Source organism: Erwinia sp. Eh17-17 (assembly GCF_039675725.1).
Taxonomy (GTDB): Bacteria; Pseudomonadota; Gammaproteobacteria; order Enterobacterales; family Enterobacteriaceae; genus Erwinia.
The window spans coordinates 899,541-919,990 of sequence record NZ_JBDFQT010000002.1 but is presented as its reverse complement, the minus strand read 5'-3'; the positions used below and the strand labels follow the sequence as shown (position 1 = coordinate 919,990).

Annotated in this window: 21 protein-coding genes; 15 read left to right on the top strand and 6 right to left on the bottom strand. The window is 58.4% G+C overall.

What is annotated here, in order from left to right; genetic code table 11:
• Positions 1 to 9 precede the first annotated feature (9 nt).
• Complete coding sequence (locus ABEH87_RS09810; RefSeq protein ID WP_346576106.1) at positions 10 to 1,596, bottom strand: gamma-glutamyltransferase; 1,587 nt, start codon at positions 1,594 to 1,596, stop codon at positions 10 to 12.
• Between the two features lie 215 nt (positions 1,597 to 1,811).
• On the opposite strand from ABEH87_RS09810, the gene hpxU reads away from it, so the two are divergent.
• From hpxU to uraH, 9 genes are all read left to right on the top strand, one after another.
• Positions 1,812 to 2,651, top strand: a complete 840-nt coding sequence (hpxU, locus tag ABEH87_RS09805; protein WP_346576104.1) for a MurR/RpiR family transcriptional regulator HpxU — start codon at positions 1,812 to 1,814, stop codon at positions 2,649 to 2,651.
• Positions 2,652 to 2,916: 265 nt separating this feature from the next.
• A complete protein-coding gene (locus ABEH87_RS09800) occupies positions 2,917 to 3,702 on the top strand; it encodes a transporter substrate-binding domain-containing protein (RefSeq protein WP_346576102.1) in 786 nt (261 codons plus the stop codon).
• A 10-nt stretch (positions 3,703 to 3,712) separates the two neighbouring features.
• Complete coding sequence (locus ABEH87_RS09795) at positions 3,713 to 4,378, top strand: amino acid ABC transporter permease (protein WP_346576100.1); 666 nt, start codon at positions 3,713 to 3,715, stop codon at positions 4,376 to 4,378.
• Positions 4,378 to 5,034: an amino acid ABC transporter permease gene (locus tag ABEH87_RS09790; protein WP_346576098.1), complete on the top strand. Its 657-nt coding sequence runs from the start codon at positions 4,378 to 4,380 to the stop codon at positions 5,032 to 5,034. The genes ABEH87_RS09795 and ABEH87_RS09790 overlap by 1 nt, the downstream gene beginning before the upstream one ends.
• Complete coding sequence (locus tag ABEH87_RS09785; RefSeq protein WP_346576096.1) at positions 5,015 to 5,752, top strand: amino acid ABC transporter ATP-binding protein; 738 nt, start codon at positions 5,015 to 5,017, stop codon at positions 5,750 to 5,752. Before ABEH87_RS09790 ends, ABEH87_RS09785 begins: the two co-directional genes overlap by 20 nt.
• A 32-nt stretch (positions 5,753 to 5,784) precedes the next feature.
• Positions 5,785 to 7,023 carry an alanine--glyoxylate aminotransferase family protein gene (locus ABEH87_RS09780; RefSeq protein WP_346576094.1) on the top strand — a complete coding sequence of 413 codons (1,239 nt, stop codon included), beginning with the start codon at positions 5,785 to 5,787 and terminating at the stop codon, positions 7,021 to 7,023.
• Entirely contained in the window at positions 7,020 to 8,276 is a 1,257-nt protein-coding gene (gene hpxK, locus ABEH87_RS09775; RefSeq protein WP_346576092.1) for an allantoate amidohydrolase, read from the top strand. The genes ABEH87_RS09780 and hpxK overlap by 4 nt, the downstream gene beginning before the upstream one ends.
• Positions 8,276 to 8,770, top strand: a complete 495-nt coding sequence (gene uraD, locus ABEH87_RS09770) for a 2-oxo-4-hydroxy-4-carboxy-5-ureidoimidazoline decarboxylase (RefSeq protein ID WP_346576090.1) — start codon at positions 8,276 to 8,278, stop codon at positions 8,768 to 8,770. The genes hpxK and uraD overlap by 1 nt, the downstream gene beginning before the upstream one ends.
• A complete protein-coding gene (uraH, locus tag ABEH87_RS09765; RefSeq protein WP_346576088.1) occupies positions 8,767 to 9,099 on the top strand; it encodes a hydroxyisourate hydrolase in 333 nt (110 codons plus the stop codon). The genes uraD and uraH overlap by 4 nt, the downstream gene beginning before the upstream one ends.
• A 21-nt stretch (positions 9,100 to 9,120) precedes the next feature.
• On the opposite strand, the gene ABEH87_RS09760 is transcribed toward uraH, so the two are convergent.
• The gene (locus ABEH87_RS09760; protein WP_346576086.1) at positions 9,121 to 9,891 is read right to left on the bottom strand and encodes an amidohydrolase; all 771 of its coding nucleotides are present in this window, start codon (positions 9,889 to 9,891) and stop codon (positions 9,121 to 9,123) included.
• Positions 9,879 to 11,039 carry a pyridoxal phosphate-dependent aminotransferase gene (locus ABEH87_RS09755; RefSeq protein ID WP_346576084.1) on the bottom strand — a complete coding sequence of 387 codons (1,161 nt, stop codon included), beginning with the start codon at positions 11,037 to 11,039 and terminating at the stop codon, positions 9,879 to 9,881. Before ABEH87_RS09755 ends, ABEH87_RS09760 begins: the two co-directional genes overlap by 13 nt.
• A 139-nt stretch (positions 11,040 to 11,178) precedes the next feature.
• Here ABEH87_RS09755 and ABEH87_RS09750 point away from each other — a divergent pair, with 139 nt between their 5' ends.
• The 3 genes from ABEH87_RS09750 to ABEH87_RS09740 are packed head-to-tail and all read left to right on the top strand — an operon-like array spanning position 11,179 to position 13,018.
• Entirely contained in the window at positions 11,179 to 11,793 is a 615-nt protein-coding gene (locus ABEH87_RS09750) for a methylthioribulose 1-phosphate dehydratase (protein WP_346576082.1), read from the top strand.
• Positions 11,790 to 12,479 carry an acireductone synthase gene (gene mtnC / locus ABEH87_RS09745; protein ID WP_346576081.1) on the top strand — a complete coding sequence of 230 codons (690 nt, stop codon included), beginning with the start codon at positions 11,790 to 11,792 and terminating at the stop codon, positions 12,477 to 12,479. Before ABEH87_RS09750 ends, mtnC begins: the two co-directional genes overlap by 4 nt.
• Positions 12,476 to 13,018: an acireductone dioxygenase gene (locus ABEH87_RS09740; RefSeq protein ID WP_346576080.1), complete on the top strand. Its 543-nt coding sequence runs from the start codon at positions 12,476 to 12,478 to the stop codon at positions 13,016 to 13,018. The genes mtnC and ABEH87_RS09740 overlap by 4 nt, the downstream gene beginning before the upstream one ends.
• A gap of 94 nt (positions 13,019 to 13,112) precedes the next feature.
• Here the strand turns inward: ABEH87_RS09740 and mtnA are convergent, their stop codons facing one another.
• Positions 13,113 to 14,138, bottom strand: coding sequence for an S-methyl-5-thioribose-1-phosphate isomerase (gene mtnA, locus ABEH87_RS09735; RefSeq protein ID WP_346576078.1), 1,026 nt, complete (start codon positions 14,136 to 14,138; stop codon positions 13,113 to 13,115).
• 114 nt (positions 14,139 to 14,252) lie between these two features.
• On the opposite strand from mtnA, the gene mtnK reads away from it, so the two are divergent.
• Positions 14,253 to 15,452 carry an S-methyl-5-thioribose kinase gene (gene mtnK, locus ABEH87_RS09730; protein WP_346576076.1) on the top strand — a complete coding sequence of 400 codons (1,200 nt, stop codon included), beginning with the start codon at positions 14,253 to 14,255 and terminating at the stop codon, positions 15,450 to 15,452.
• A gap of 38 nt (positions 15,453 to 15,490) precedes the next feature.
• Here mtnK and fadE read toward each other — a convergent pair whose 3' ends face one another.
• Positions 15,491 to 17,935, bottom strand: coding sequence for an acyl-CoA dehydrogenase FadE (gene fadE, locus ABEH87_RS09725; RefSeq protein WP_346576074.1), 2,445 nt, complete (start codon positions 17,933 to 17,935; stop codon positions 15,491 to 15,493).
• A gap of 218 nt (positions 17,936 to 18,153) precedes the next feature.
• Here fadE and lpcA point away from each other — a divergent pair, with 218 nt between their 5' ends.
• Together lpcA and ABEH87_RS09715 are read left to right on the top strand one after the other, a co-directional pair.
• Entirely contained in the window at positions 18,154 to 18,735 is a 582-nt protein-coding gene (lpcA, locus tag ABEH87_RS09720; RefSeq protein WP_346576073.1) for a D-sedoheptulose 7-phosphate isomerase, read from the top strand.
• 44 nt (positions 18,736 to 18,779) lie between these two features.
• Positions 18,780 to 19,547 (top strand): class II glutamine amidotransferase, encoded by a 768-nt coding sequence (locus ABEH87_RS09715; protein WP_346576071.1) that lies wholly within the window; start codon positions 18,780 to 18,782, stop codon positions 19,545 to 19,547.
• Here ABEH87_RS09715 and dpaA read toward each other — a convergent pair.
• Positions 19,518 to 20,252: a peptidoglycan meso-diaminopimelic acid protein amidase gene (gene dpaA / locus ABEH87_RS09710; protein WP_346576070.1), complete on the bottom strand. Its 735-nt coding sequence runs from the start codon at positions 20,250 to 20,252 to the stop codon at positions 19,518 to 19,520. The two genes, ABEH87_RS09715 and dpaA, sit on opposite strands and share 30 nt — an antisense overlap.
• Positions 20,253 to 20,450 lie beyond the last annotated feature (198 nt).

Here is a 20,450-nt window from a genome sequence, read left to right as displayed (position 1 = left end):
TGCTCTCTTTTAAAATCCGGCCGCGCTGCCGTTGCTGCGCGGATCGAATGCGCCTTCGAGCATGCCGTTGTTGTGGCGCACAATCGCCCCGGCATGACCAACGGCCTCACTGAAATCAGACAACATTTCAACCTCATGTCCCAGCGCACGCAGCGTGGCGACGGTTTCTGCCGAAAAGCGGCCTTCCAGCTTGAGTGAATCGGTGGCCTGGCCCCATGTCCGTCCGAGCAGCCAGCGCGGGGCGCTCACGGCCTGCTGCAGCGGCATGCCCTGCACCACATGGCGGGTAAAAATCGCCGCCTGGGTCTGCGGCTGACCATCGCCTCCCATCGAGCCATAAACCAGAGTGCGGCCATCGTTCAGCCGGGCGGCGGCAGGGTTGAGGGTGTGGAACGGCTGTTTGCCCGGAAGCAGAGCTAACAGATGGTCTGGATCGAGGCTAAAGGCGGCACCGCGGTTCTGCCAGGTGATGCCGGTACCGGGGATCACCACGCCGCTGCCGAACTCGTGGTAAATGCTCTGAATAAAGGAGACCGCCAGTCCGCTGCTGTCCATCACGCCCATCCACACCGTGTCGCCCGGTCCTTTACCGGTACCCCAGGGGGCTGCCTGACTGAGATCGATCTGTGCTGCCAGCTGTTGCAGACGATCGCTGTCGAGCAGCGCCTGCATCTCCTCGCGCATATGCTGCGGGTCGGTGATGTACTGGTCGCGCAGGCCAAAGGCCAGCTTGGTGGCTTCCACGATGCGGTGAATGGTTTGTGCTTCATCCGCATCGGCCATCTCCAGGCAGTCGGTGATGCCGAGAATGGCCAGTGAAACCAGACCCTGAGTTGGCGGTGTCATATTAAATACATCACCATACTGGTGACGGATACGCAGCGGCTTACATCGCTTCGCCTGCTGCCTGTTAAGGTCTTCCAGCGTGACCGGCATACCGAGCCGTGACATTTCACCGGCAATCCGACGGGCGAGCGGGCCACGATAGAAACTCTCCAGCCCGGCCTCAGCCAGGTGAATAAAGGTGTCCGCGAGATCGGGCTGGGTGAAGCGGCTGCCGCAGCGGGGCACCTCACCGTCGGGTAAAAAGGTGGCCGCGAATCCAGGCTGATTCACCAGCTCTGCCTGTTTGCTGGCGGTGGCGGCGGCCTGGGATTCGGTCACAGGAATACCATCAGCCGCATAGCGGATGGCATCAGAAAGCAGGCGCGGCAGGGGTTGCTGCTGTCCACCCAGCTCCCTGGAAATCGCCAGCGCTTCTGACCAGCCGCTGACTGTTCCCGCCACGGTCAGCGCCGACTTCGGGCCACGGTGGGGGATGGTGCTGCTGCCGTGATAAAAATCGAGCGTGGCCAGCGTTCCGGCGGCACCGCTGGCATCAATCGCGACCGGCTCGCCGTTCGGCGGTACGATCAGCCAGAAGCCGTCGCCTCCCAGGCCATTCATATGTGGGTAGACCACGGCGATAGTCGCGGCAGCGGCAACCATCGCCTCAATGGCGTTACCGCCTTCGCGTAAAATGCCCAGCGCCGTTTCGCTCGCCAGGTGGTGAGGCGTGACGGCCATCCCCAGCGGAGCCAGATTACTTTGATTCATGCGATTCTCGTCAATCGGGTTACAGATGCATTGAATAAGCAATAGCTGTTCCAGTTTGTCGAGTGCCGGGCTGTTACCAATTGAATATCTGTCGTACCGCGCAGATTTTGAGAGAAAAGTTCGCTGATTTTCAACACTCTCCACGACTGGCTACAGACAGGCACGGTATTTGTATATCATCCTGCAGATGAAACAAACGTTACAGGGCCAACACCATGATGCAGCTTGATGAGCGCCTGCGTAATTACTACGCACAGCTTTCTCCCCAGGAACAGCGTGTTGCTGATTTCGTCTTCGACCATTTCGACGATCTGATCAGCTATAACAGCGCCGATCTGGCACGCCTGAGTGGCGTTTCCAAAGCCACGGTGAGCCGCCTGTTTAAGCGTTTAGGCTATGAAAAATATAAAGATATGCGTGACGAGCTGCGCACCCTGCGCCAGAGCGGTATGCCGCTGACGGACAACCGCGATGCGGTACAGGGCAATACGCTGCTGGCACGTCACTATAAGCAGGAGATGGCGAATCTCACGCAGTGGGTCAACGGCATTGATGCAGCCCATTTTGGTGAAGTCGTGCAGGCGCTGGCAAAGAGTAAACGTATATTTATCATTGGCATGCGGAACGCCTACCCGGTAGCGCTGCATCTGCGTCAGCAGCTGCTCCAGGCGCGTAACCAGGTACAGGTGCTGCCTCAGCCGGGGCAGACACTCTCTGAAGAGCTGGTGGATTTAACTCCGGAGGATATGGTGGTGGTGATGGCTTTTCGCCGTCGTCCACGCATTATTCGCCCACTGTTGCTGCAGTTGCAGCATCGCGGCATCCCAACCCTGGCGCTATGCGAACCCCAAGCGCAGGCGGTGATTGCGCTGGCGCGCTGGCAGCTCTGCGCGCCGCTGGACAGCGTATCGGCCTTTGACAGCTATGCAGCGGCCAACAGCCTGATCAACCTGCTGGCCAATGCTGTACTGCACGAGCTGTTGAGCGACGGTCGCCAGCGTATTCACCAAATCGCCGACCTGTACGGGCAGCTGGATGAGCTGGAACATCGCTGATGGGGCGCTATTTTGGTGCTTTGCATGGTTTTGGGGCGCAGACAGGCGCCCCTTTTTATCGCCTGAGGTGCGAGATGATCTGCGTGAAAAGTCGCTCTGGCTTAGCCCTTTTTTATGGCTAATATCACGGCATAAAACGTTTTTTTACCCCTCTGCGTCTGCGGATGCTAAAAATTTCTATCCTCGTTCACGCGCTGGCACATTAGTTGCAAATAAATTCTTTAAGAATCTTTCGTTTCATGATGTATTAACCGGGGAAGTGAAGATGAAAAAAGGTTTACTGGCATTAATAGCAGGCGCGGTGCTGTTCTCTCAGACGATGATGGCCCATGCGGATCAATTGCAGGATATTGAAAAGCGTGGCGTTATTCGTATTGCCGTCCCGCAGGACTTCCCGCCGTTTGGTTCAGTCGGCACCGACTTACAGCCGCAGGGCTACGACATCGACATGGCGAAGTACCTGGCAAAGCAGATGAAACTTAAGTTGCAGCTGGTGCCGGTCACCAGCGCCAATCGCGTCCCCTATCTGCAAACGAATAAAGTGGATCTGGTGATCTCCAGCCTGGGTAAAAACCCGGAGCGTGAGAAAGTCATCGACTTCAGCCGCGCCTATGCGCCGTTCTTCCTCGGCGTCTTTGGCCCGAAAGACGGCACGCTGAAAGACGCGGCAGAACTGAGCGGTAAATCCATCGGCGTGACCCGTGGAGCGGTGGAAGATATGGTGCTGACCGGCATCGCGCCGAAAGACGCGCAGGTGAAACGTTACGAGGATAACAACACCACGCTGTCGGCTTACCTGTCAGGCCAGGTGCAGTATGTGGCGACGGGTAACCTGGTGGTGGCTGCGATTGCCCGCCAGAATGCAGACAAAGCGCCGGTCGCCCAGTTTATGCTGAAAGACTCGCCGTGCTATATCGGTATGAAAAAAGAAGAACCGGCGCTTAAAGCCAAAGTCGATGCGCTGATCGAACAGGCGATTCAGGACAAGACCCTGAACGGTCTCTCCGAACAGTGGCTGAAAGCGCCGCTGCCGGCTGACCTCGGCGCATAAGGGCTGACTGATGATTGGGCAACTGAACTTTCCCGCGCTGTGGCCTTACTGGCCGGAACTGCTTTCCGGCCTGTGGGTGACTATTCAGCTAACGGTGATGGCCACGGTGGGTGGGGTGGCGCTGGGGATTTTTGGCGCGGCGCTGCGCAGCGGCAAACCGTCACCGCTGAGCCGCGTCTGGGGCGTCTATGTCGAACTGATACGCAACACGCCGTTTGTGGTGCAGCTGTTTTTTATCGTGTTTGGTTTGCCCAATCTCGGACTGAAACTGACGGCGGGGGAAGCGGCGCTGCTGGCGATGCTGATTAACCTCGGTGCCTACAGCACGGAAATTATTCGTGCCGGGATCCAGGTAACGCCGAAAGGGCAGTGGGAGGCGGGGCGCGTGCTGGGCCTGACGCGGACACAGACCTTTATCCGCGTGGTGCTGCCACCTTCTCTGAAGCGTATTTACCCGGCGCTGGTCAGCCAGTGCATTATCGTTATGCTCGGCTCGTCGGTGGTATCGCAGGTCTCTTATGAAGAGCTGACCTTTGCCGCCAACCTGATTCAGTCACGCACCTTTTTGAGTTTTGAAGTCTACCTGGTGACCACGATGATGTATCTGGCGCTGTCGATTGCCATGCGCCAGCTGCTGCTGGCAGCGGGACGCAAATGGTTTGGGGAGCAGCCATAATGAACACCTTTACCGACTGGGACATCCTGCGCAACCTGCTGCTGGCGGCACGCTGGACGATTGCGCTGTCGCTGACGGCATTCTTCGGCGGCACGCTGGTGGCGATGCCGCTGGTGATGGTGCGCCTGAGCGGACGCATCTGGCCGAACCGGTTTATCCGCTGCTACATCGAACTGTTTCAGGGCACGCCGCTGCTGATGCAGCTGTTTCTCGCCTTCTTCGGCGTGGCGCTGTTTGGCATTGATGTATCGCCGTGGACGGCCGCCTCGCTGGCGCTGACCTTTTATACCAGTGCCTTCCTGGTAGATATCTGGCACGGCAGCATCAAAGCCTTACCGAAAGGGCAGTGGGAAGCCAGCCGCTGCCTCGGCCTGAGCTTCGGGCAGACGCTATTCCGCGTGGTGCTGCCGCAGGCGCTGCGTATTGGTATTGCTCCCACCGTGGGTTTTGCGGTGCAGGTGGTGAAAGGCACGGCGCTGGCCTCGATTATCGGCTTTATCGAGCTGACCAAAGCGGGCACCATTCTTAATAACGTGACGTATCAGCCTTTTAAAGTGTTCGGGCTGGTCGCCCTCGGTTACTTCCTGATGTGTTATCCGCTGTCACGCTACAGCCAGTATCTGGAGAAAAAATTTAATGCCGCTCATCACCATTAATCAGGTGCAAAAATATTATGGCGACAACCACGTACTGAAAGGCGTGGATCTCGACATCGAAATGGGTGAAGTGATCTCCATTATCGGCCGCAGCGGCTCAGGAAAAAGCACCCTGCTGCGCTGCATTAACGGGCTGGAAGGGTATCAGGAAGGCAGCATCAAGCTTGGCGGCATGACCATTACCGACCGGGATTCACAGGCGCGTGATATCAGCCGCTCCATCGGCATGGTATTCCAGAGCTTCAACCTGTTTCCGCATATGACCGCGCTGGAAAACGTGATGCTCGCTCCGCGCCGGGTGCTGAAAAAGAAAGAAGCAGAATGTCGTGAACTGGCCGCCCGGATGCTGGAAAAAGTCGGCCTGGGCGACCGTATGGATTACTATCCTGCCAACCTGTCCGGTGGTCAGCAGCAGCGCGTGGCGATCGCCCGTGCGCTGGCGATGTCACCCAAAGTGCTGCTGTGCGATGAAATCACCTCCGCCCTTGACCCGGAGCTGGTGGGCGAAGTGCTGAAGGTGCTGGAACAGCTGGCGAAAGAGGGCATGACGCTGATCCTCGTGACGCATGAAATGAACTTTGCCCGTGAGGTCGGCGACCGCGTGGTGTTTATGCACCAGGGCCGGGTATGGGAGCAGGGCGACAGCAAAACCGTATTCGCCAACCCTCAGACCAGTGAACTTAAACAATTTATCTCCTCGGTGCGCGGCCTCAGCTAAGCCCATCGTGAACGACCAGAAGGATGGAACAGATGGATTTATCGACATTTACCCAGATCAACCCGCCGCAGCGCCTGCTGATGGGGCCGGGGCCGATCAACGCCGATCCGCGCGTGCTGCGCGCCATGTCCAGCCAGCTGCTCGGCCAGTACGATCCGGCAATGACGCAGTACATGAACGAGGTGATGGCACTGTACCGCGGTGTCTTCCGTACCGAAAACCGCTGGACGATGCTGATCGACGGCACGTCCCGCGCCGGGATTGAAGCGATCCTGCTGTCGGCCATTCGTCCCGGCGACAAAGTGCTGGTGCCGGTATTTGGCCGCTTCGGTCACCTGCTGTGTGAAATTGCCCGCCGCTGCCGTGCAGAAGTCCACACCATTGAGGTGCCGTGGGGGGAAGTGTTTACCCCGGACCAGATCGAAGATGCGATTAAAAAGGTCAGGCCGCGCCTGCTGCTGACGGTGCAGGGGGATACTTCCACCACCATGCTGCAACCGCTGGAAGAGCTGGGCGCTATCTGTAAAAAATATGGCGTGCTGTTTTATAGCGATGCCACCGCCTCGCTGGCGGGAAACGTGTTTGAAACCGATGCCTGGGGGCTGGATGCCGTCTCCGTCGGTATGCAAAAGTGCCTGGGTGGCCCGTCCGGCACCTCACCGATTACCCTCAGCCCGGCAATGGAAGACGCGATCCGCAGGCGTAAATGCGTGGAGGCCGGGATCCGCACCGACGCGCACCAGGACGGCGATGAGGAGATGATTTACTCCAACTATTTCGATCTCGGCATGATCATGGATTACTGGGGCCCGGAGCGGCTGAACCACCATACTGAAGCCACCTCCGCGCTGTTCGGTGCGCGTGAGTGTGCCCGCCTGATCCTCGAAGAGGGGCTGGATAACGGCATCGCCCGCCACAAACTGCACGGCGATGCCATGCTGAAAGGGATCCAGGGGATGGGGCTGGACACCTTCGGCGACCTGAGCCACAAAATGAACAACGTGCTTGGCGTGATGATCCCGGCCGGCGTCAACGGTGACCAGGTGCGTAAGCTGATGCTGGAAGATTTTGGCATTGAGATCGGCACCTCTTTTGGCCCGTTGATTGGCAAGGTGTGGCGCATCGGCACTATGGGTTACAACGCCCGTAAAGACTGCGTGATGCAGACGCTGAGCGCGCTGGAGTCGGTACTGACTCACCTTGGCTTCCGTACGACTCAGGGTGCGGCCATGCAGGCAGCCTGGGATCATTACAACGGGAGTCGCGGATGAGTGAATGCCTGATGAATGCCACGGTCGCCGCCGCCGCTGCGGCGCGCGTGATGTCCCGCTGTGATGCGCTGGCAGAAATCAGTGAAACTCCGGGTTACCTGACCCGCGTTTATCTGTCGCCGGAGCACCTGCGCGCCAATGCGATGGTCGGTAAGTGGATGAAGGCCGCCGGTATGCAGGTGTGGCAGGACAGCGTGGGTAACATCTGTGGCCGCTATGAAGGTCAGCGCCAGGATGCGAAAGCGCTGCTGCTCGGCTCACACCTTGATACGGTGCGCAATGCCGGGCGCTATGACGGCATGCTGGGTGTGCTGGCGGCGATTGAAGTCGTGCAGTATCTGCACGATCGCGGTCAACGTCTGCCGCTGGCGATTGAGATTATCGGTTTTGCCGACGAAGAGGGCACGCGCTTTGGCATCACCCTGCTTGGCAGCCGCGGCCTGACCGGCACCTGGCCGGAACACTGGCTCAGCCACCCGGATGGCAACAGCATTACCGTCGGGCAGGCGATGAGCGATATCGGCCTTAAACCGGACCTGCTGTGGCAGGCGGCGCGTGACGTCGACGACTTCGTCGCCTACCTCGAACTGCATATCGAACAGGGGCCGTGTCTGGAGCAGGAGCAGCTGGCGCTGGGCGTGGTGACGGCCATTAACGGCGCACGTCGCCTCAACTGTCGCTTCACCGGCGAAGCCGGTCACGCCGGAACGGTGCCGATGAGCCTGCGTAAAGATGCGCTGGCCGCAGCGGCGGAGTGGATGGTATTTATCGAACAGCGCACCCCACAGCACGATCCCCTGCTGGTGGCCACGGTCGGCACCTTACAGTGTCATCCCGGTGCGGTAAACGTCATCCCCGGTGACGTGGCGCTGACCCTGGACGTGCGCGGCCCGGAAGATCGTCCGCTGGCAGAACTGCTGTCTGAACTGCTGGTTCAGGGTGAAGCGATTGCCCTGCGCCGTGGCCTGAGCTTTAGCGCAGAAGAGTACTACCACATCCCGGCCACGCGCTGCGATGACCATTTACAGGCTGCGCTGACCCGCGCCGTCAGAACCGTTCAGGGACGCAGCCTGTCGCTGCCGAGCGGGGCGGGGCACGATGCGATTGCGATTGCCGAACGCTGGCCGGTCGGGATGCTGTTCGTGCGCTGCGATCGCGGTATCAGCCACCATCCGGCGGAATCCGTCACGACGCAGGATGTGGCGCAGGCGCTTCAGGCCTATGCTCAGGTGGTGGGCGAGGTGGCAGGCTGATGAACCTGACCCGGTTTAACCAGGCGGAGGTGGAAGAGGCACAGCACAGTATCGAACACTGTGTCGCACTGCCCGACTGGACGGCGGCGCTGGTGGCGGCCCGGCCTTTTTCGACGCTGGACGCCCTGCTGAAGCACGCCGGGGCTCTGACGCAGGCCTGGGATAGCGCGGCGCTGACCCGGGCACTCTCTGCCCATCCTCGCATCGGTGAGCGCGCTGCAGGCAGCGGCAAAGAAGCCGCGCTATCGGGCAGCGAACAGAGCCAGGTGAACAGCGCGGATGCACCGCTGGCCGCCGCGCTGCGTGCAGGTAATGCCGCCTATGAACAGCGTTTTGGCCGGGTGTTTCTGATCCGCGCCAAAGGGCGCAGCGGTGAGCAGATCCTGAACGAGTTGCAGCGTCGCCTGCATAACAGCGCGCAGCAGGAGGAGCAGGAAGCCCTCGATCAGCTACGCGACATCACGCTATTACGCTTAGAGGAGATATTCCGGTGAGCACGATTACCACGCATATTCTGGATACCGCGCTGGGGAAACCGGCGGCAGGCGTCACCATTGTCCTTGAGCAGAATGACGGCCAGGGCTGGCAGCCGCTGGCCTCCGGCGTGACCAATGGCGATGGCCGTATCAGCGACCTGACGTCACAGCCGCTGGCCGCCGGGCACTACCGCCTGACGGCAGCCATCGGCAACTATTTTGCCGCTGACGGGCGCGAAACCCTGTACGTTAACGCGCAGATCGACGTCCGGATTGCCGCCAGTGGCCACTATCATCTTCCCTTTTTGATTACCCCGTGGTCGTGGTCGACCTATCGCGGTTCATAACCGGTAGCGCTAACGCCTGCGCTAGCAAAAATGAAAACGGTCCGCATCACGCCACGCCGGGAACTTGTCGCGATACTCGCGCAGGCTTTCCAGCGACAGTGCGGCATCAAGGCGCGCAGGCTGGTAAGGTTCAGCCTCTGCCAGAATCTCACCCTGTGGGCTGATTATCAGGCTGTTACCGCTGTACTGATGGCCGTTGCCGTCGCTGCCTGTGCGGTTGCATCCGGCGACATACGCCTGGTTCTCAATGGCGCGCGCCTGTAACAGCGTCTGCCAGTGCAGCGCCCGCGGCGCAGGCCAGTTCGCCACGTAAAGTGCCAGGTCATAATCATTCTGATTGCGGGAGAACACCGGGAAGCGCAGGTCATAGCAGACCTGTGGCAGGATACGCCAGCCGCGCCACTCAATCACCTCACGACGCTCGCCTGCCAGATAGTGTTGATGCTCCCCGGCCATGCGGAACAGGTGGCGCTTGTCATAGAAGTGTACTTTGCCCTCCGGTTCGACGAGAAAGAAGCGGTTCACCGCCCCTTTCTCGACCTGAATCGCGGCGCTGCCGGCGACCATCGCCTGCGCCGCCCTGGCTTTCGCCTGTAGCCAGGCAATCACGTCACTTTCTGGCAGCGAACGGGTTGCCGCCTCCATGGCGAATCCGGTGGTAAACATTTCCGGCAGAATAATCAGATCGCGGCCCCGCACGTCGCCCAGCAGGTCGTCGAAAAATTGCAGGTTAGCCGGGCCATCCATCCACACCAGCGGCTGCTGAAGAACAGTCATGTTTAAAGTTGACACAGGCGCTCCGCAGCAGCGTCCAGCGTGGCTTCCTGTTTGGCGAAGCACAGGCGGATCAGTTTATGGGGGAAGGCGTCAGCGCAGAACACCGACAGCGGGATAGCCGCGACGCCGACTTCTCTGGTCAGCCACTGGCAGAATGCCACGTCATCAAGATCGGAGATGGCGCTGTAATCGGCCAGCAGGAAATAGGTGCCTTCACACGGCAAAATTTCAAAGCGGCTGTCGGACAGCGCATTGACGAAGCGGTCGCGGCGCGCCCGGTAGAATTCCGGCAGTGCGCGGTAGTGCTGCGGTTCCTGCTCCAGCATATCGGCCATCGCCAGCTGCGCCGGGGTATTGACTGAGAAGGTCAGATACTGATGCACCTTACGCACTTCGGCGCTCAGCGCGGGCGGTGCCACGCAGTAGCCCACCTTCCAGCCGGTCATATGGAAAGTCTTACCGAATGAAGAGACGGCAATCGCACGCGCACGCAGCTGTGGGTGGGCCAGTACGCTGGCATGGCCGCTGGCGTCGAAGCAGATGTGTTCATACACTTCGTCGCTCAGCACATAGATCTCCTGCCGGGCAATCGCCTGCCACAGTTGGGCGAAGTCACTCTGCTGCCAGACGGTGGCCGTCGGGTTGTGTGGCGTATTGAGGATCACCAGCCGGGTGCGCGGTGACAGCAGGGCAGAAAAGGCCTGCCAGTCGGGGCGGAAGCCCGGCGGCTGCAAGGCAATTCGTTTCAGCACCCCACCCGCCAGCGTAACCGCCGGGGCGTAGCTGTCGTAGCTCGGGTCGAAGCAGATCACTTCATCACCGGGACGCACCAGCGCAGTAATGGCCGCAAACAGGGCTTCGGTGGCGCCCGAAGTGATGGTGACCTCGGTGTTGGCATCGGGGGCGTAGCCGTAAAGTTCAGCTGTTTTTTTCGCAATCGCCTCGCGCAGCGGGGCCACGCCGGTCATCGGGGCATACTGGTTCGCGCCCTGGCTGACGTGATGGGCCAGACGCTGTTGCAGATACTGCGGGCCGTCAAAGTCAGGAAAACCCTGTGACAGATTAATGGCGTTGTGCTGCTGTGCCAGCGCGCTCATCTGGGTAAAAATAGTGGTGCCCAGGGCGGGCAGTTTGCTCTCTGGGGTGAACGACGTCTGGCTCATAAATCTCAACCCTTGCGAATGCGGTTTTATGATGTTGGACTCTGAATATAACACGGTGATAGTATTTGGCAATCAAGACGCTTAGACGTCTATACCCTTCATCTTTTGGGTATACCTCCCTATGGATAAAAGGAAAGAGATGACGCAACGCTCTCAGTTAGACCAATTAGTTGAAGCCTGTCACTGGATTGGTGCCCGCGGCTGGGCACCTGCCACCGGTGGCAATATGTCGGTACGCCAGGATGGACAGTTCTGCCTGCTGAGCGAATCTGGCAAAGATAAAGGCGGCCTGACGCGTGACGACTTTATCCAGGTTGAGATTGCCAGTAACCGCGTACCTTCCGGCCGTAAACCGTCGGCGGAAACCGGGCTGCACACGCTGATTTACCGTCTGTTCCCGGAGGCCGGAGCCGTGCTTCATACCCACACGGTGAACTCCACCGTGCTGTCGCGGGTGGAGAAAAGCGCGGTGCTGTCGCTGCAGGGCTATGAGATGCAGAAGACGCTGGCCGGGCAGACCTCGCACCTGGACAGCGTGGCGATTGCGCTGTTTGATAACGATCAGGATATTGACGGACTGGCGCAGCGTATTGAACAGTTTGCCGGGCATACGCCCCTGCGTTATGGTTTTCTGCTGCGCGGCCACGGGCTGACCTGCTGGGGTCAGGATGTCAGTGAGGCGCGCCGCCATCTTGAAGGGCTGGAATTCCTCTTCCAGTGTGAATTACAACGCCGCGTTCTGGAGAAATCATGATCCGCGCTATCGTCACCGATATTGAAGGGACTACCAGCGATATTCGCTTTGTCCATAACGTCCTGTTCCCGTATGCGCGTCAGCATCTGCCGGGCTTTATTGCTGAACATCAGCGGCAACCCGCCGTGGCGCAGGCCCTCGACGATCTGCGCGCGGAGATTAATCACCCGCAGGCAACGCCAGACGAGCTGGTGGATGTCCTGTTCGGGTTTATGGATCAGGACCGCAAATCCACCGCCCTGAAGGCGCTGCAGGGCATGATCTGGCGCGCGGGCTATGAGCAGGGCAACTTTACCGGCCATCTTTATGCCGACGTGCTGCCGGCGTTAAAACAGTGGCAGCAGCAGGGGCTGGCGCTGTATGTTTATTCATCTGGCTCCGTAGCTGCGCAGAAATTGTTATTTGGCTACAGCGACGCCGGTGATATCACTGAACTGTTTAGTGGCTACTTTGACACCCACGTCGGGGCCAAGCGCGAAGTGGAAGCTTACCGCACCATTGCCAGCCAGATTGGTTTACCCGCAGAGGAACTGCTGTTCTTATCCGATATTCATCAGGAGCTGGACGCGGCACAGGATGCTGGCTGGAACACCGTGCAGTTAATACGCGGCGAAGCGGATACTGAAAGCCGTCATCGCCAGGTGTCAGGTTTTGATCAGATTAACCAGGAACTGTTGAACTCATGAGTGCACTGACGATTTTTACCGATAGCGAAGCAACCACCCCGGTCTGGCACAGCACCGATGCCTCAGAGATTGCTGACAAACTGAAGGCGAAAGAGGTGCGCTTCGAGCGCTGGGAAGCGGACCGCGAACTGGGGGAAAACCCGGATGCTGACACGGTAATCAAAGCCTACCAGCACGCGATTGACCGCCTGGTGGCAGAGAAGGGCTATCAGAGCTGGGATGTCATCAGCATGCGTGCTGACAATCCGCAGAAAGAGGTGCTGCGCAGCAAATTTCTCTCTGAACATACTCACGGTGAAGATGAAGTGCGTTTCTTTGTCGAAGGCGCGGGGCTGTTCTGTCTGCATCTGGACGGGCATATCTTCCAGATCCTGTGCGAGAAGAACGACCTGATTTCTGTCCCGGCGGGCACCCCGCACTGGTTCGATATGGGGTCGTCGCCGAACTTTACCGCCATCCGTATTTTCGACAACCAGGAAGGTTGGGTGGCGAAGTTTACCGGCGATACCATCGCCGATGCCTATCCGCGTTTGCCATAATCGCCGTTATTCTTGCGGGCTGACCGAAAAGAAGGTCAGCCCCTACAATACCTGTAGGGGGCGACCCTTTTTTACGGTCGACCCGTGTCGTAAATTAACGCCGTGGCTGGAAAACGCCCGCTATCACATCCTCCGGTGTCACCACGCCGGTATCCAGTACCCAACCGCTAATCAGTGACGCTGGCGTGACGTCAAACGCCGGGTTATACACCTGCGCCTCTTCCGGTGCCCACTGCACGTCACCGAAGCTACCGGCCACGCCCATCACTTCCCGGGCGGCGCGCTGTTCAATCGGGATGGCGTCGCCGTCCGGGCATTCGCGATCCAGAGTGGTGTGAGGTGCCGCCACGTAGAAAGGAATGTGGTGATGCTTCGCCAGCACCGCCAGACTGTAAGTGCCAATTTTGTTTGCCACGTCACCGTTGGCCGCAATGCGGTCGGCACCGACCCATACAGCGTCCACCTCTCCTCTGGCCATCAGACTGGCGGCCATCGAATCGCAGATCAGCTGATAAGGAACACCCAGTTCTCCCAGCTCCCATGCCGTCAGACGGCCACCCTGCAACAGTGGGCGGGTTTCACCGACCCAGACGCTGCTGACCGTGCCCTCCGTCCAGCCGCGAGCGATCGCGCCCAGCGCGGTGCCGACGCCTGCGGTGGCCAGCCCGCCGGTATTGCAATGGGTCAGCAGACGACTGCCGGGGGCGATTAGCGCACTTCCGGCGGCGGCAATGCTGTCGCACAGGGCTTTATCTTCGTCGATTAACCGCAGCGCTTCCGCACCCAGCGCGCTGACGAAATCCTCCTGCGCCAGCGCCAGCTTCATACGGTCCAGATTATTCATCAGGTTAACCGCTGTCGGTCGTGAAGCCCGCAGCACCTCCAGCGCCTCTGCCAGCGCGGGTTTTGCCATGCCGTTTTCAGCCAGCAGCGCCAGCAGCAGGCTGGCTGACAGCCCAATCAGCGGCGCACCGCGCACGCGCAGCGCTTTGATGTGACCCACCAGTTCGGCAACGTCCGGCGTCGGGCACCAGATTTTCTGCTGCGGCAGGGCCTGCTGGTCGAGGATCCAGAGCTGATTGTCACGAACCTGTAAGCTGGTGGTGCTGAGTGTTTGCATAAGTTAAATCCTGGTTGCTTTAATGCGTCATATTGTGCCAACATGGCTGACGGATGTATAGACGTCTGAACGGCTTATTATATCGAAACATGTCTTATTTTGGGGGGCAGGTCAATGTCGCAATACCGTACGTTCACCGCAGCGGATGCCGTGGAATATGCTCGCCAGTTTGGCGGCGTGGATAATCCCGAGACGCTGGTTGATTCGCAGGAAGTGGGCGATGGTAACCTCAACCTGGTGTTCAAAATTTTCGATACCTCAGGCGTCAGCCGGATTATTGTGAAACAGGCGCTGCCCTACGTTCGCTGTGTGGGCGAGTCCTGGCCTCTGACCCTCGACCGTGCGCGGCTGGAAGCAGAAGTGCTGATCGAACACGGCAAAGTCTGCCCGCAGCATACGGTTAATATCCTGCACTATGATCCGGAACTGGCGGTGATGGTGATGGAAGACCTCTCCGATCATGCTATCTGGCGCAGCGAGCTGGTGCGCGGCGTTGAATATCCACAGGCGGCAGCCCAGTTGGGTGAATACCTGGCCCAGACCCTGTTTCATACCTCCGACTTCTTCCAGCATCCGTACCAGAAAAAAGCGGATGTGATCCGTTTTACCAATCCGGAGCTGTGCGATATCACCGAAGAGCTGTTCTTCAATGAGCCGTATGAAATCCACGAGCGTAATGCCTATCCGCGCGATCTGGAACCGCTGGCGGCCTCTCTGCGCGATGACGCTGAGCTGCGTGTGGCCGTGGGAGGGCTGAAGCACCGTTTCTACTCTCACGCCGAAGCGCTGCTGCATGGTGACGTCCACAGCGGTTCGATCTTTGTGGCGGAAAATCGTCTGAAGGTGATTGATGCGGAATTCGGTTTCTACGGTCCGATAGGCTTTGATATCGGCAGTGCGCTGGGCAATCTGCTGATCGGCTACTGCGCGGCACCGGGGCTGCTGCCTCCGCGTGAGGCGGCGGCCGCGCGCGAAAATCGGCTTAACGATGTGCGTGAAGTGTGGTTGAGCTTCAGCCAGCGTTTTCTGGCGCTGGCGGCAGAAAAGAGCCGCGATCGGGCCCTGGCGGTATCCGGTTATTCGCATGAGTTTCTGCGTAAGGTGTGGCGCGATACCATCGGCTACTGCGGCACCGAACTGATTCGCCGTACCGTGGGCATGTCGCAGGTGGCGGATATCAAGACGATTGCAGATGAAGCGATGCGTATTGAATGCGTGCGTCAGGCCATCACGCTGGGGCGCAGTCTGATCCTGCTGGCTGACCATATCCCGGATAGTGACGCGCTGATTGCGCGTATCCGCCAGAACGGCTGAATGTAAAACGGGGCGACCAGATGGTCGCCCCGTTTGTTTTAGGCCGCTTCAACCTTTCGCTGCGGCGGCTGCTCTTTTACCGGCTGAGTCGCCAGCGCATCGGCAGCAAATTCATCGACGTTAATAGAGCGCAGACGACTGGCTTCGGCACGGATCAGCACGTCGGCCTCTTCCTGTGTCACCCAGCCTTCCTGTAACCCTTCGACGGCCAGTGCATCCAGGCGGGTAAAGGACAGATGTTTTTTCTGCTGCTTACACAGGCGATCGTGAATCGCCTCTGCGGCCATCACATGCTGTAATGCCTCCTCCATCTGACCTGCCGGGTTATGCTCGCTCGGTGTCAGATACTGGCCGCGTCCCAGGCGGGTACGCGTTGCCGACGGCACCTGCAGAATATGCGCCAGCTGATGGTCGAGTCTGTCGGACGGCGCGCGGCTGTGACGACCGGTCGGGAACACCATGACGCGTACCAGACCCGCCACCAGGCGATTCGGGAAGTTACGCAGCAGATCGTCCATCGCCGTTTCTGCCTGATTCAGTGCGTCCTGCACGCCCCAGTGCAGCAGCGGCAGATCGGCTTCGTTACGGCCTTCATCTTCGTAGCGTTTCAGCGCAGCCGACGCCAGATAGAGCTGGCTGAGGATGTCACCCAGACGCGCAGAGATGCGCTCACGGCGTTTCAGACTGCCGCCCAGCACCGACATCGAGACGTCCGACAGTAGCGCAAGGTTGGCACTGATACGGTTGAGATGCTGGTAGTAACGACGGGTAGCATCGCGGGTTGGCGAGGCGCTGGTCAGCCCGCCGGTTAACCCCAGCCACAGGCTGCGCATGGTATTGCTGCCGACATGGCCAATATGGCTGAACAGTGCCTTGTCAAAGGCCGCCAGATTATTACTCTGCGCCGCCGCCATCTCCTCCAGTACGTAAGGATGGCAACGGATTGCCCCCTGACCGAAGATAATCATGCTACGGGTGAGAATGTTTGCCCCTTCCACGGTAATAGCAATGGGTGCGCCCTGATAAGCACGGGCGAGGAAGTTGCTGTTACCGAGCATAATGCCTTTACCCCCGGCAATATCCATGGCATCGACAATCGCCCGCTGGCCGCGATGGGTACAGTGATATTTCACGATAGCCGACAGCACCGCCGGTTTTTCACCGAGCATAATGCCGCTGGTGATAAGCGTGGCGGCGGCATCCATGACGTAGGCATTACCGGCAATACGCGCCAGCGGCTCCTCAATACCTTCCATTTTGCCAATTGGCAGGCGGAACTGACGGCGAATATGAGCATAGGCGCCAATCGCCAGCGCGATGCTTTTCAGGCTGCCGGTAGAGTTGGACGGCAGGGTGATCCCGCGGCCAACAGACAGGCACTCAACCAGCATGCGCCAGCCCTGACCGGCCATTTCCGGACCGCCGATGATATAGTCAATCGGTACAAAGATATCCTTGCCGCGCGTCGGGCCGTTCTGGAACGGTACGTTGAGCGGGAAGTGGCGCTGACCAATTTCGACGCCCGGCGTCTGCGTAGGGATCAGCGCACAGGTAATACCCAGCTCTTCGGTGTCACCCAGCAGGTGGTCAGGATCGGAGAGTTTAAACGCCAGGCCGAGCACGGTAGCGATAGGCGCCAGGGTAATATAGCGTTTGTTCCAGGTGAGACGCATACCCAGCACCTGCTGACCCTGCCACTCGCCCATACAGACGACGCCGACATCCGGAATAGCCCCCGCATCCGAGCCTGCTTCCGGGCTGGTCAGTGCAAAGCAGGGGATCTCCTGACCTCTGGCCAGACGCGGCAGGTAGTGATTTTTCTGCGCTTCGGTGCCGTAGTGTTGTAACAGCTCACCGGGGCCGAGGGAGTTAGGTACGCCCACGGTGATAGCCAGAATACCGGAAACACCCGCCAGTTTTTGCAACACGCGCGCCTGAGCGTAAGCCGAGAACTCCAGGCCACCGTACTCTTTCTTAATGATCATAGCGAAGAAGCGATGCTGTTTCAGATACGCCCACAGCTCCGGCGGCAGATCGGCCATTTCATGGGTGATCTGGAAATCATTTGCCATGCGGCAGGCTTCTTCGACCGGACCGTCAATAAACGCCTGTTCTTCCGGCGTCAGGCGCGGCTGCGGATAGGCGTGCAGTTTTTTCCAGTCCGGGGTGCCGCGGAACAGATCGCCTTCCCACCAGGTGGTCCCGGCGTCGATGGCTTCTTTCTCCGTGCGTGACATCGGCGGCATCACCTTGCGGAAGGTGGCCAGCGTCGGTTTTGACATCAGCGAACGACGCAGCGAGGTCAGCGTAAACGGCAGCAGGATAAGCACCAGCGGCACCAGCATCCATAACGTCCACAGCCCGGCAACGCCGAGAGCAGCCGTCCAGATTAACAGCACTGCGCTGGAGGCCAGCAGGTTTACGCGGTGATAAAACAGGGCGCCGATCAGCACGATCGTCGCCACAATACTGAGAACCATCATAACGTGTGCTCCGTAAGTAGTAAGAGGTCCGACCTGTTGGTATATGTTTAGATTACCACAGCGTTTGGTGCAATCTGTTTACATAATAATTACAACCTGGCTCACAAAGCGGGGGCACCAGGCGTTAATCCCTCTGTCCCTCCGGGAGATCGCTTCCCGGCTCTGCGGCAAGTTGATAAACTCCGTCGGTAACTCTTTCCTACAAAGGACATCCCTCTATGTATCAGGACATCATTCGCGCCGAGCTGAACGAAGCGGCAGACACGCTGAATAAATTTCTAAGTGAAGAGGCAAACATCGACGCTATCCAGCGTGCGGCTGTTTTACTGGCTGATTCATTCAAAGCGGGCGGGAAGGTACTCTCCTGTGGTAATGGCGGATCACACTGCGATGCGATGCATTTTGCTGAAGAGCTGACCGGCCGTTACCGTGAAAACCGTCCGGGCTACCCGGCGATTGCTATTTCCGATGTCAGCCACCTGTCCTGCGTCAGCAACGACTTCGGCTACGATTTCGTGTTCTCACGCTATATTGAAGCCGTGGGCAGTGCCGGGGATGTTCTGCTGGGGATCTCCACCTCAGGCAACTCCGCCAACATCATTAAAGCCGTGGAAGCCGCGCGCGCGAAAGGGATGAAAGTGATCACCCTGACCGGTAAAGACGGTGGGAAAATGGACGGCGTGGCCGACGTGGAAATCCGCGTACCGCACTTTGGCTATGCAGACCGCATTCAGGAAATTCACATTAAAGTCATCCATATCTTAATGTTGCTCATCGAAAAAGAGATGATTAAAGCCTAATCCTGCCGGGCCATCATACGGTGGCCCCCTAATGAGGTAATCCTGTGTGCGAACTACTGGGGATGAGCGCGAACGTCCCGACGGATATCTGTTTTAGCTTTACCGGGCTGGTGCAGCGCGGTGGCGGAACGGGCCCGCATAAAGATGGCTGGGGTATTACCTTTTACGAAGGGAAGGGCTGCCGTACTTTTAAAGATCCGCAACCCAGTTATCAGTCTCCGATTGCCCGTCTGGTGCAGGAATACCCGATCAAATCCTGTTCGGTGGTGGCGCATATCCGCCAGGCGAACCGGGGCGAAGTGTCGCTGGAAAATACCCATCCCTTTACCCGCGAACTGTGGGGGCGTAACTGGACTTACGCGCATAATGGTCAGCTGAAAGGCTATAAAAATCTTGATACCGGCCCGTTCCGGCCAATTGGTGAAACCGACAGTGAACTGGCGTTCTGCTGGCTGTTACATAAGCTGACAACGCGTTACCCGCGCACGCCCGGTAACTGGCCTGCGGTGTTCCGCTATATTGCTGAACTGGCGTCAGAGATGCGTGAGAAAGGGGTGTTTAACATGCTGCTGTCAGACGGTCGTTATCTGATGGCGTTCTGTTCGACCAATCTGTTCTGGATCACCCGGCGCGCGCCGTTCGGCAAAGCCAAGCTGCTGGATCAGGATGTGGAAATTGATTTTCAGAAACAGACCACGCCCAATGACGTGGTGACTGTCGTGGCCACTCAGCCGCTGACGGCGAATGAAACCTGGCACAAGATTGAGCCAGGTGAATGGGCGTTATTTTGCCTGGGTGAGCGCCAGAGCTGAATCGGGTGCACCTGAGTTGCCCGCCAGCGGGCGGCTCAAAACGTACTTGCCATCGCTGACGCTGACCGCCGGTGGCTGCTTAGTCTGTACGAACTGGGTATAACCGGGCTGCAGCTGTTTCCAGAAATTAATGTAAGTCGAGTAACGGTGACGCTGCATGTTGCTTTCGGTCATGCGGAACGGATAAATACTCACCTCAACGCGCGGCTGGCCGTTGCGCAGCGCGGCTTCCACATAGTGATAAATTTCGTCCATATAGGCATCGGTCATTGCATAGCAGCCGATTGACACGCAGTTGCCGTGGATCATCAGATACTTGCCCTGATACCCCTGCTGACGATCGTATTCGTTAGGAAAACCGACGTTAATCGCACGGTAAAAACGACTGTCAGGCTTCAGCTGAGAAAGCCCCACGTTATAAAACCCTTCCGGGCTTTTAAAATCGCCCTGAACGCGCTTAGGCCCAAGCCCGCCAGAGAAGTTACAGATGCGGTAACTGTTGAGCAGGCGGAACTCATTGCCGATTTTGCCGTACAGCTCCAGCGTGCGCTCTTCTTTGAAGATTTGCAGATACACGGGAGTGCCGAGTAATTGTTTCTTTAACTCTTTGCTTACCGGGGCCAGGGGTGTAACCGAATCCGGTACGCTGGCAAAAACAACGGCTGGCAGAAAAATCATCGCAAACAGCAGTGCGATTTTGCCCATTCTGGTTCCCTTGAAATGTAGGGGTTGGAAGCAACGCCGTCAGGCGTCTGTTACTTGCAATATAGGACGATTCCGCTATCGCTGCGTCACCTTAGCATTGTCTATTTTTTTATCAAGACGGTGAAGGATAAAAACCTCATTTAATGCACGTTTTCTGGCGTATTGAACTCTGATAATTTGACTGTATACTTATCCAGT